The organism is Azospira sp. APE16 (assembly GCF_047901315.1).
Lineage (GTDB): Bacteria > Pseudomonadota > Gammaproteobacteria > Burkholderiales > Rhodocyclaceae > Azospira > Azospira oryzae.
On sequence record NZ_CP179682.1, the window covers coordinates 2,833,803 to 2,844,377 of the forward strand.

The 10,575-nt window shown below is 64.0% G+C and carries 10 protein-coding genes; 3 read left to right on the forward strand and 7 right to left on the reverse strand.

Features of this window, described 5'->3' with window-relative positions; all coding sequences use genetic code 11:
- From ACLSSQ_RS13530 to motA, 6 genes are all read right to left on the reverse strand, one after another.
- On the reverse strand, positions 1-504 hold the full coding sequence (locus ACLSSQ_RS13530) for a chemotaxis protein CheW (RefSeq protein ID WP_130459976.1): 504 nt from the start codon (positions 502-504) through the stop codon (positions 1-3).
- Positions 505-520: 16 nt separating this feature from the next.
- Entirely contained in the window at positions 521-2,980 is a 2,460-nt protein-coding gene (locus ACLSSQ_RS13535) for a chemotaxis protein CheW (protein WP_416242989.1), read from the reverse strand.
- A gap of 49 nt (positions 2,981-3,029) precedes the next feature.
- Positions 3,030-3,395, reverse strand: coding sequence for a response regulator (locus tag ACLSSQ_RS13540; RefSeq protein WP_416242990.1), 366 nt, complete (start codon positions 3,393-3,395; stop codon positions 3,030-3,032).
- A gap of 15 nt (positions 3,396-3,410) precedes the next feature.
- Positions 3,411-4,571: a methyl-accepting chemotaxis protein gene (locus tag ACLSSQ_RS13545; RefSeq protein WP_416242991.1), complete on the reverse strand. Its 1,161-nt coding sequence runs from the start codon at positions 4,569-4,571 to the stop codon at positions 3,411-3,413.
- A 113-nt stretch (positions 4,572-4,684) separates the two neighbouring features.
- Positions 4,685-5,632, reverse strand: a complete 948-nt coding sequence (gene motB / locus ACLSSQ_RS13550) for a flagellar motor protein MotB (protein WP_014236789.1) — start codon at positions 5,630-5,632, stop codon at positions 4,685-4,687.
- A gap of 30 nt (positions 5,633-5,662) precedes the next feature.
- The gene (gene motA / locus ACLSSQ_RS13555; RefSeq protein ID WP_014236788.1) at positions 5,663-6,520 is read right to left on the reverse strand and encodes a flagellar motor stator protein MotA; all 858 of its coding nucleotides are present in this window, start codon (positions 6,518-6,520) and stop codon (positions 5,663-5,665) included.
- 275 nt (positions 6,521-6,795) lie between these two features.
- On the opposite strand from motA, the gene ACLSSQ_RS13560 reads away from it, so the two are divergent.
- Complete coding sequence (locus ACLSSQ_RS13560; protein WP_416242992.1) at positions 6,796-7,344, forward strand: NUDIX hydrolase; 549 nt, start codon at positions 6,796-6,798, stop codon at positions 7,342-7,344.
- A 14-nt stretch (positions 7,345-7,358) separates the two neighbouring features.
- On the opposite strand, the gene ACLSSQ_RS13565 is transcribed toward ACLSSQ_RS13560, so the two are convergent.
- Positions 7,359-8,084 (reverse strand): energy transducer TonB, encoded by a 726-nt coding sequence (locus tag ACLSSQ_RS13565; protein WP_416242993.1) that lies wholly within the window; start codon positions 8,082-8,084, stop codon positions 7,359-7,361.
- 213 nt (positions 8,085-8,297) lie between these two features.
- Here ACLSSQ_RS13565 and ACLSSQ_RS13570 point away from each other — a divergent pair, with 213 nt between their 5' ends.
- Positions 8,298-8,945: an HNH endonuclease gene (locus tag ACLSSQ_RS13570; protein ID WP_416242994.1), complete on the forward strand. Its 648-nt coding sequence runs from the start codon at positions 8,298-8,300 to the stop codon at positions 8,943-8,945.
- A 348-nt stretch (positions 8,946-9,293) separates the two neighbouring features.
- Complete coding sequence (locus ACLSSQ_RS13575) at positions 9,294-10,439, forward strand: tyrosine-type recombinase/integrase (RefSeq protein ID WP_416242995.1); 1,146 nt, start codon at positions 9,294-9,296, stop codon at positions 10,437-10,439.
- The last annotated feature ends 136 nt before the right edge of the window (positions 10,440-10,575 follow it).

Here is a 10,575-nt window from a genome sequence, read left to right on the forward strand (position 1 = left end):
TCAGGCCAGGGCGGCCACGTCGTCCATCAGTTCCATGTCCCGGGTGCTCATCAGCTGCTCGATGTCGGTGACGATCAGCATGCGTCCTTCCACCGAGGCCAGGCCCAGGATGAAGCGGGTATCGAAACTGGCGGAAAAATCCGGGGCGGGGCGAATCTGGGGCGGGGTCAGGGCGATGACGTCGGAAACGCTGTCCACCACGATGCCCACCACCCGGCTCATCACGTTGAGGATGATGACCACGGTGAAGGGGGTGTATTCGATCTTGGGCTGCTTGAACTTGATGCGCAGATCGACGATGGGCACGATCAGGCCCCGCAGGTTGATGACGCCCTTGATGAATTCGGGCGCATTGGCGATCCGCGTCACCATGTCGTAGCCGCGGATTTCCTGGACCTTGAGGATATCGATGGCGTATTCCTCCTGGCCCAGGGTGAAGGTCAGGAATTCGCTGGCCACCTGGTCTTCGTCGGTGGCGCCATTGCCGGCATTGTAGTTTTCCACTGTCTCGCTCCTTCGCTCAGGCTGCCCCGTCCGTCGCCTGGCCCTTGGCCATGGCCACCAGGGCCGAGGTATCCAGGATCAGGGCCACCCGGCCGTCCCCCATGATGGTGGCGCCGGACACGCCCTGCACCTTGCGGTAGTTCTGTTCCAGACTCTTGATCACCACCTGGTGCTGGCCCACCAGTCCGTCCACGAACAGGGCGGCCTTGGCCCCGTCCGCATTGAGCACCACCATGATCCCTTGGTGGAACTCCCGCACCTTGGGCTCGGCGGCGAAGACCTCGTGCAGCACCACCACGGGCAGGTATTCGCCCCGCACCTGGATCACCCGGCCCTGGTTGGAAACCGTCTTGATATCGCTGGGCTTCGGCTGCAGGGACTCGACCACATAGGACAGGGGAATAATATAGATCTCTTCCCCGACGGCCACGCTCATGCCGTCCAGGATGGCCAGGGTCAGGGGCAGGCGCACCGTCATGCGGGTGCCGATGCCGGTCATGGATTCGATCTCGATGCGACCGCCCAGGGCCTGGATATTCCGCCGCACCACGTCCATGCCCACGCCCCGGCCGGAAACGTCGGTCACCTGGTCGGCGGTGGAAAAGCCGGGCTCGAAGATGAGGGCCCACACGTCCTGGTCGCTCATCTGGTCGGAGGCCGCCAGGCCCTTCTCCCGGGCCTTGGCGAGAATTTTCTGGCGGTTCAGGCCGGCGCCGTCGTCCCCCACCTCGATGACGATGTTGCCGCCCTGGTGGGCCGCCTTGAGGGTGATGGTGCCGCCCGGCGGCTTGCCGGCGGCGACGCGCTTCTCCGGCGATTCGATGCCGTGGTCCAGGCTGTTGCGGATCAGGTGGGTCAGGGGGTCGGTGATCTTTTCGATGAGGCCCTTGTCCAGCTCCGTGGTCTCGCCGCTCATCTTCAGTTCGACCTGCTTGCCCAGCTTGCCGGAAAGATCCCGTACCACCCGGGGGAAACGGGAAAAGACGAAGGAAATGGGCAGCATGCGGATGGACATCACCGCTTCCTGCAGATCCCGGCTGTTGCGTTCCAGCTGGGTCAGGCCGTTGAGCAGACGCTCGGGCGCCGCCTCCTGCATTTCCTGGGCCGTGGCCAGGAGCATGGCCTGGGTGATGACCAGTTCCCCCACCAGGTTGATGAGCTGGTCCACCTTTTCCACCCCGACCCGGATGGAACTGTCGCCCGCGGCCACCGGCGGCGCCTTCGGACGGCTTTCGACGCGGGCTTCGGCTGCCGGCGCCAGTGGCGCCGGCGCCGCGGCGGCAACGCTTGTCGGAGCCACCGCAGGAGCGGCCGGAGGCGACGCCAGCGGAGCGGGCGCAGGCTCGCTCACCGCCGGCATGGTGCCGGCCTGGGGGAGCGGCACAAAGAAACCGTAGCCCTCCCCTTCCTCCAGCACAGGAGGCTCGGCCACCCCGGCAGCCGCACCGGCATTGGCCGGCAGAGGCTCGAAGAAGCCGTAACCATCCCCTTCTTCAGCCACCGCTGCCGGAGCGGCAGCAGGATCGGGCAGGGGGGCGAAAAAGCCGTAGCCCTCACCTTCCTCAGCCACGGCCGGGATGGGGGCCAGGGCATCCTCTGCCGCCACCGGCTCGGGCAAGGGATCGAAGAAACCGTAGCCATCCCCCTCTTCCGCCATCGCGGCAGGCGCGGCGGGGGCCAGGCCGGGGGCGTCGTCGAAGAAGCCGTAGGCGGTCTCGTCCTGGGGCGCTCCGGGGGCATCGTCGAAGAGGCCGAAAGCCTCGTCGGCCGCTGCCGCCGGGGCTGCCAGGGGCGACAGGCGCCAGGCATCGGTCTCGGCGACGAAATCGAGGGAATCGGCCAGGGATTCCCGCGCCACCTGGCCGTAAAGGCGCAGCTGCCACAGGGAGGGAACGGGGCCGCTGGAACGGCTGAGCACTTCCAGGCGCCCCTGGCGCCCCAGGTCCTCGAGGAAATTTTCCAGGGTTTCCGGCACCGCCAGGGAAGCGGGCGTCGGCACGAACTCGATTTCCCAGCCGCCATCAACGCTGCTTTCCGCCGGGGCCACAACGGTTTCCGGCACAACGGCAGCAACCGCCCCGGCCCCTTCGTCCCGGGACAGCTGGCGCAGCTTTTCGCAGATGGCCTCCTGGGCCTCGGCGCTGACCGCCTCGCCGCCCTGGTGGGCGGCCAGCAGCAGCTTGAGCAGATCGCCGGCCTCGAGGAAGGCATCCACCATTTCCGGGCGCAGGCCGATCTCGTGCTTGCGCAGTCGGTCGAGCAGGGTTTCCAGGACGTGGGTGACGGCGGTCAGGTCGGTGAAGCCGAAGGTGCCGGAGGAACCCTTGATGGAGTGGGCCGCCCGGAAAATGGCGTTGAGGTCCTCATCCTCCGGGGCGCCGACGTCCAGCCCGAGCAGCAGGGATTCCATTTCCGCCAGGTGCTCCGCCGACTCCTCGAAGAACACCTGGTAGAACTGGCTCATGTCGATGGCCATGTTCGCCTCTCTGACCGACGCAGGGACTGAAGGGGACCGGGGCCGCGGCTCAGCCGATCACCTTCTTCACCACTTCCACCAGTTTCTGGGGATCGAAGGGCTTGACCAGCCAGCCGGTGGCGCCGGCAGCGCGCCCCTGGGTCTTCATGGCGTCGGAGGACTCGGTGGTCAGCATCAGGATGGGCGTGGCCTTGTACCGGGGCAGGCCGCGCAGGGTGCGGATCAGGGTCAGGCCGTCCATGCGCGGCATGTTCTGGTCGGTCAGCACCAGGTTGATGGCGCGGGCCTTGGCCTTTTCCAGGCCGTCCATGCCGTCCACGGCCTCGACCACGTCATAACCGGCACTCTTCAGGGTAAAGCTCACCATCTGGCGGATGGAGGCGGAATCATCGACGGCAAGAATGGTTTTGGGCATGGGAGACTCCGATTTTCAGAAGAGTTCGATTTCGCCGGTGTTGAAGCCTTCCTGGCTCACCGGATTATTGGAGGTGCGCTGGCGCAGGCCGTCCACCTGGGTGCGGGCCTGGAGCAGCGACTGCCGCAGGCTGTCGGCCTGGGCCGCGGACATCTCGCCCTGGCCGCACTGGGCCGCAGCCGCCAGGGCCCGGACCTCGCCCAGCACCGCCTGGACCGATTCGAGCCGACCATTCACGTGGGACAGCAGCTGGGTCACCATGTCCTGGAACTGCAGGGAAACCACCGCCTGATTGACGCTCTGCTCCATGCTCTCGGAGATGTGGTTTAGCTCGTCGATGGTCTCGCCGGTACGGTGGTTGAGGGCCTCGATGTTCTGCATGGCCACCTCCACCCCCTGCTTGGACTTGAGGGCGAAGGTCATGTCCTGGGCCGCCATCTTGTTGATGGCCTGCTCGGTCATTTCGATGGATTGCTGCATGGTCACCAGCTGGCCGCGGATCTGCTGGCTGAAGTGGCTGGTGCGGCCGGAGAGGTCGCGCACCTCGTCCGCCACCACGGCGAAGCCCCGGCCCGCCTCGCCGGCCCGGGCCGCCTCGATGGCGGCATTGAGGGCCAGCAGGTTGGTCTGCTTGGAGATGCCTTCGATCTCGCCCAGCATGCCGGTGATGCGCTTCATCTGTTCCGACATCTTGTCGGTCATTTCCACCAGCTCCATGGCCAGCTTGGAGTTGGCCACCACGCTGTCCACGAAGGCGTGCAGGGTTTCCGAGGTGTGCTGGGCGAAGCCGGCAAAATCGGCGGCGCCGTCCTCGCCGCGCTGGCTGCTGATGATGCCCGTGCCCAGCTCCTGCTGACGCCGGGCCTGCTGGCTCATTGCGGTGAAACTCTGGATCAGGGTGCCGATGGCTTCCGAGAAAATCTGCTGGGTCCGCGTCACGTCGGCCCGGGCTTCCTCGAACTGGCTGTGGAATTCGTCGCTGGCCCGCTGCATCACCTCGCCGGTCTCGGCCAGCAGGCGCACGCCTTCGCCAGCGGCCACGTCACCGCCGGACGACTCCTTGCCGTCGGCGGAGGAATCGCGCAGCAACAGGGAAAATAGCAGCCAGCCGACGACGATGGCGCCGATGCCGACGGAAAAGGGGGCGCCACGCAGGGCAGGATCGATCGCCGCCATGGTCGCCGCCACGAGCAACGCCCATACCAGTCCGAAGCCAGACAATTTGGCCCATCCGTTCATCGTACCCAGTCTCCCCTTATTAGTTTGCTTGTGCTGGCTGACCGGACATTCTACAGGGGCGGGCGCCCGGATGGCACCTTGGTGCCGGGGGTCAGCGTTTCGGACGCAGGGATGGCGTCATTGCTCACTTCCACATCAGGCGCGGCGTCCCGCAGGAACGCCTCTTCCGTCTCCTTGTTGAGGACGACGATGCTGATGCGGCGATTGACCGGATTGAGGGGGTCGTTGCGGTCGAACAGCACGGTGGAGGACATGCCCACCACCCGCAGGACCTTGTGGTCGTCCATGCCGCCGCTGACCAGTTCGCGCCGGGAGGAATTGGCCCGGTTGGCGGACAGCTCCCAGTTGGAGAAGCCCCGGGCGCCGGCGGCGAACTGGGCCGCGTCGGTATGGCCGGAGAGGGTGATGCGGTTGGGCACCGCATTCAGCACCTTGCCGATTTCCTTGAGGATTTCCCGGGTATAGGGCTTCAGCTGGTCGCCGGCCAGGTCGAACATGGGCCGGTTCTGCTCATCCACGATCTGGATGCGCAGGCCCTCGCTGGTGATGTCCAGCAGCAGCTGGTTCTTGAACTGCTGGATGGCCGGATTGCTCTGGATGGCATCCTCGATGCGCTTCTTCAGCTCCTTGAGCATGGCCCGTTCGCGCTGCTTGGCTTCTTCGGAGGACTTGGAAACGCTGTGCTTGGCCGCGTCCTCGCCTTTGCGCACCTGGCCGTTCTGCCGGGTCAGGTCCAGGCCACCGCCCTGGATCACCGCCGTGGCATCGCCGGAACCGGAGCCGCCCTGCATGGAAACCTTGAGGGGATTCTGGAAATACTCGGCGATGCCTTCCAGATCGCCCTTGGCGGTGGAGCCGAGCAGCCACATCAGCAGGAAGAAGGCCATCATGGCCGTGACGAAGTCGGCGTAGGCCAGCTTCCAGGCCCCGCCGTGGTGGCCGCCGCCACCCTTCTTGATGCGTTTGATGACTATGGGGCGAGAGGAATCGTCGCTCATCGGCGCTTACCGGGCAAAAGGGTTCAGGACTTACTTGCCCTTGCGAGCCTTGAGTTCTTCTTCAAGTTCGCGGAAGGACGGGCGGACGTCGGAGAAGAGAACCTTGCGCCCGAACTCGATGGCCACCTGGGGAGCGTAGCCGGACATGGCGGCCAGCAGCACCACCTTGATGCACTGGTAAATCTTCGAGCCTTCGTGGGCCTTCTGCTCCAGCAGGCTGGAGATGGGCGAGACGAAGCCGTAGGAAAGCAGAATACCGAGGAAGGTGCCCACCAGGGCGCCGCCGATCATCTTGCCAAGCACGGCGGGCGGCTGGCCCACAGAGCCCATCACGTTCACCACCCCCATCACCGCCACCACGATACCGAAGGCGGGAGCGCCGTCGGCCACCTTGGCCATGGCATGGCCCGGCACCTCTTCCTCGTGATGGTGGGTCTCGATTTCCATATCCATCAGGGCTTCGATTTCCAGGGTATTGAGGTTGCCGCCCACCATCATGCGCAGATAGTCGGTGATGAAATCGAGGACGTGGTGGTCGCCGGCAATGTCCGGGTACTTGCTGAAGATGGGGCTGGATTCGGGGTTTTCCACGTCGGCTTCGATGGCCATCAGGCCTTCCTTGCGCACCTTGGCGAGGATTTCGAAGAGCATGGCCAGCAGGTCGATGTAGAGGGCCTTGGTGTACTTGGAGCCCTTGAAGATGGAAGGCAGGGCGCCAACCGTCTTCTTGATGACCTTCATGCTGTTGCTGGCGACGAAGGCGCCCACCACCAGACCGACGATGGCGGCATATTCGGCGGGCACCCACAGGGCAGCCAGGCTGCCGTGGATGGCGTAGGTGCCAACCGAGGCCAGCAGGATGACTACATAACCAATGATGAGAAACATGCTTCCCCCCACTGCCCTTCCGGCAGCGCCTGCTGTATTAATTCGGTGTATGCCATTCTAGCAACAACCCTTACGGCTGAGCAAAATAGCATCGGGCCGGACAAAAGCCCCAGAAAAACTCCGCCAGCCGGCGGATTCTGGCCCCCGGAGGCGATCCATTTTGCCATTCATTATGGTGTCCCAAGGGCCCGGAGGCGAGGACAAATGTCTCTTATTTGGGCCCGGAAACTGTTTTAAACTGGCAAACATGCGCCACGCACACTCCTCCTCCCGCGATGAACTACTGTAGCCACTGCGGCGCTCCGGTGCACCTGCGCATCCCGCCGGGAGACAGCCTGCCCCGCCACGTCTGTGACGCCTGCGGCACCATCCATTACCTCAATCCCAAGCTGGTGATCGGCTGTATTGCCGAATGGGAGGAGCGCATCCTCCTCTGCCGCCGCGCCATCGAACCGCGCCACGGCTACTGGACCCTGCCGGCCGGCTTCATGGAAAACGAGGAGACCACCGGCCAGGCCGCGGCCCGGGAAACCCTGGAGGAAGCCTGCGCCCGGGTGGAAATCGGCAGCCTCTTCGCCGTGGTGAACGTGCCCCACATCAACCAGGTCCATCTTTTCTATATGGGCAAGCTGGTGGACGGCCGCCACAGCCCGGGGGAGGAAAGCCTGGAAACGGCCCTGCTGCAGGAAAGCGACATCCCCTGGCACGACCTGGCCTTCCGCAGCGTGCGCTTCGCCCTGGAGCGCTATTACGCCGACAAGCGGGAAGGCCACTTCCGCCTGCACAGCCTGGACCTGCCCCCGCCGCCGGCGGACTACCTCTAGGGCCGGCCCACCCCCTACTCCTCCAGCTTGAATTCGATCGGCAGCACCAGCCGCAGCTCCCGGCCGCGCAGGGCTTCCGGCAGCGGCGTCGCGGCCAGGGCCCGGTTGAGCATTTCCAGCCCCTGGTCGTCGAGCAGTCCATAGCCGCTGGAGCGCTGCAACTGCACCGTGCCGGCCAGGCCGGCGGGACCGCCCACCAGCACCACCACTTCCACCGTCCCCTCCCAGCCCCGCTCCCGGGCCAGCCGCGGATAACGCTTGAAGCGCCGCGCCTCCAGGGCCAGGGCCAGGCGGTACTGGCGCAGGGCATCGCCGCTGGCGCCTTCCCGGGCCGGCGCTGCCGCGCCCCGCTCGCCGCCACCGGCCGCCGGACTGGCCGCCGCGCCGGCATGGCCCTCCCCCTCCCCCCGCCGCTCCGGCGCAGCCTCGGCCGGTGCCGGCGGACGGGCGGCAGCGGCCGGCACCTGGGCGGTGGCGCCGGGAACGGCCAAGATGGGGGCCGGCCGCTCAGGCAGGCGGGACGGCACTTTCGGCGATACCTGCCGGGAAAGCGGCGCCAACTGGGCTTCCCGGGGCAGGGCCTCGGCAGCTGGCCGGCCGCCGCGCAGATCCACCCGCATGCCGCCAGCCGCCGCGCTGGGCGTGGGCGTCAGGCTCCAGCGCCCCCAGGCCAGGAGCACGGCATGGGCCAGCAGGGAAACCACCAGGGCGGCTTTGAGGGTGGAAGATGGGGCAGCCATGGAACGATCGGGCAGACAAATGGATGGAAGACAGGGCCGCAGCCGCGGCAGTGGCGGCAGCGGGGGAAAATCGGAGCCGCCGCTGCCATACAGGCGCAAGGATACCCGAAAGCCTCCCCTTCCCCAGCCGCCACCTGGCAGCCAGTCCATGCCCTAGGAAAAGCCGGCGGCCTTTGTTACTCTGGCGCAAACCGATGATTTTTATGGACTCCCATGAACGATCCGGTATGCCTGCCGCCCCCGCACTGCCTCCCGGCCCCCCACCTGCTGGCCGAGTACGCCTGTGCGCCCCTGATCCTGGCCCTGGACCAGAACGGAGTGCCCCAGCGCTGGATCTCCTGGCAGGAGGCCTGCTTCTACTACGCCCGGGAAATGGTGGCCTGGGATGCGGGCGACAACGCCTTCACCCTGCGCGGCGGCATTTCCCGCCTCACCGGCCAGCGCTCCGCCATCACCGCCAACAGCATCATCGCCCTGCGCGGCCACAGCCACGGCCAAGGCTACAACCGCCACGTGCCGCCCCTCTCCAACCGGGAACTGTTCCACCGGGACCGCCACCTGTGCGCCTACTGCGGCCGGGAATTTTCCAGCCAGCGCCTGACCCGGGACCACGTCATCCCCATTTCCAAGGGCGGCAGCGACACCTGGACCAACGTGGTGGCCGCCTGCATGCCCTGCAACCAGAAGAAGGGCGCCCGCCTGCTGGAAAAGGCCGGCATGGAACTGCTCTACCTGCCCTACGTGCCCAACCGGGCCGAATTCCTGATTCTCTCCAACCGCCAGATCCTGGCCGACCAGATGTTATTTCTCTCTCAACATGTTGCTAGACATAGCCGAATAGTTACAATACTCAACTCGTAGTCGAGTAGCAGGCTTTTTATAAAAGCCGAGTAGCTATAGGTTGGGGGATATGCCAAGGGTTAGTGAAAGCGAGCTTGAGCGTTGGCGCCGCATGGACGCTGCAGGGGTACTGGTTGCCCTTGCAGCCCACGCCAAGCGCGACCCAACGTTCGAACCAATCAAGGACAGAACGACTACACGCTGGCACGCTTCCGTCCAAGGGCGTGACTTTGAATTACTCTTGACGGAAGCAACGTTCTTCGACACCAGAAGCAACAGCGGCGGCGGCGGGGCTATTGACCTCGCCATACATCTGCTTCGTGCCGATTTCCGAAGCGCTACGTCCGCTCTGCGATTAGCTGGTCTCTGATGAAGCTGTTCTTTACGGACTCAGACTTCCAATGCCAAGGGGTTTCTCGGCCAGACATCCCGTTTTTGTGTGATGCCGAGATGGAGCTGGTTCAAGCACCAAATGAATTCCTTAGACATATTGCCATCGTCAAAGGACGTACTCGCGCCCCAAACACATGGCGAACTTACGGAAACGACCTTTACGAGTATTTCGCATTCCTTGAGGCCAATGAGTATGCATGGGACTCCGTGAACCAACAGCATCTCGCCGCATGGCGTGATGCCATGCTTGAACGTGGATGCTCGCGAAGTACGGTTAACCAGCGCCTTCGATGCATCCATCGCTTCTACGAGTGGGCGGCACAACACGGAAGGACGCACGCCCTGCCGTTTGACTTTGAAGATATTTCGGTACCGAAACCGGCTGGATTACTTGCCCATGTCGATGCTTCCGGTGGACGGTTCTCTGCGAACGAATTGACGGTACCCACGCATAAGCCCGTACCCCCATTTCTTCATATGGGGCAGGCCATTCGCTTCTTGGATGCAATGACCCCCCACTCCCTGAAACTCATGGGGTACTTGGCATTGCTTACAGGGATGCGCCGACAAGAGATTGTAGGTTTGGATTACCGCGTTGTCCCTAATCCGGCGGGGCGCGATACTGGCAAGCAAATACCAATGGTTCTCGACCCTGCACTAACCCCCACCAAGGGTTCAAAACGACGTTTTGTCATGGTGCCGTACGACCTTGCCGTAGCACTCTGGGAATATTTCAATACGATATGGCCGAAGCTGAACGCGATATACGAGAGCAAGCACGGCGTCGAAAGCACTCGGCTCTTCCTTTCGGCCTACGGCGAAGAACTTTCTGTCCGCTATCTGAACAACCAATTTTCTCGCGTCAGCACGAAGACAAAAATAAAGTGCCATCCGCATATGCTGCGACACACCTACGGGACATATGAACTGCTGCGCATAAGCGAAAAGGAGGGTAGGAGCAAAGCCTTGCTGTGGGTGCGCGACAGGATGGGCCACAGTTCCATCTCTAACACAGAGATATACGTCCATACCGCTGACCTGGTGCAAAACGACGATATAGACGGCTACCAACTCGAAATTCTACATGCCCTCAAGAATGGCGCTCAGCAGACACAAGGTTGACCGAAAGGCCAGGCTTCAGTCCAGTGCAAGCGTCGTAGATATGCCGCCGGGCTGGCAATTCGTAATCGATTGCCCCCACCATGGAAAGATTGAGTTCGACTTTGAGCCTTATCGGACCAATGGCCGAGATGACTTG

What these genes read in the sequence shown, in the direction of transcription:
- ACLSSQ_RS13535 (WP_416242989.1), bottom strand. Translation starts at nt 2,980, where the DNA reads ATGGCCATCGACATGAGCCAGTTCTACCAGGTGTTCTTCGAGGAGTCG.
- ACLSSQ_RS13540 (WP_416242990.1), bottom strand. Translation starts at nt 3,395, where the DNA reads ATGCCCAAAACCATTCTTGCCGTCGATGATTCCGCCTCCATCCGCCAG.
- ACLSSQ_RS13545 (WP_416242991.1), bottom strand. Translation starts at nt 4,571, where the DNA reads ATGGCGGCGATCGATCCTGCCCTGCGTGGCGCCCCCTTTTCCGTCGGC.
- motB (WP_014236789.1), bottom strand. Translation starts at nt 5,632, where the DNA reads ATGAGCGACGATTCCTCTCGCCCCATAGTCATCAAACGCATCAAGAAG.
- motA (WP_014236788.1), bottom strand. Translation starts at nt 6,520, where the DNA reads ATGTTTCTCATCATTGGTTATGTAGTCATCCTGCTGGCCTCGGTTGGC.
- ACLSSQ_RS13560 (WP_416242992.1), top strand. Translation starts at nt 6,796, where the DNA reads ATGAACTACTGTAGCCACTGCGGCGCTCCGGTGCACCTGCGCATCCCG.
- ACLSSQ_RS13565 (WP_416242993.1), bottom strand. Translation starts at nt 8,084, where the DNA reads ATGGCTGCCCCATCTTCCACCCTCAAAGCCGCCCTGGTGGTTTCCCTG.
- ACLSSQ_RS13570 (WP_416242994.1), top strand. Translation starts at nt 8,298, where the DNA reads ATGAACGATCCGGTATGCCTGCCGCCCCCGCACTGCCTCCCGGCCCCC.
- ACLSSQ_RS13575 (WP_416242995.1), top strand. Translation starts at nt 9,294, where the DNA reads ATGAAGCTGTTCTTTACGGACTCAGACTTCCAATGCCAAGGGGTTTCT.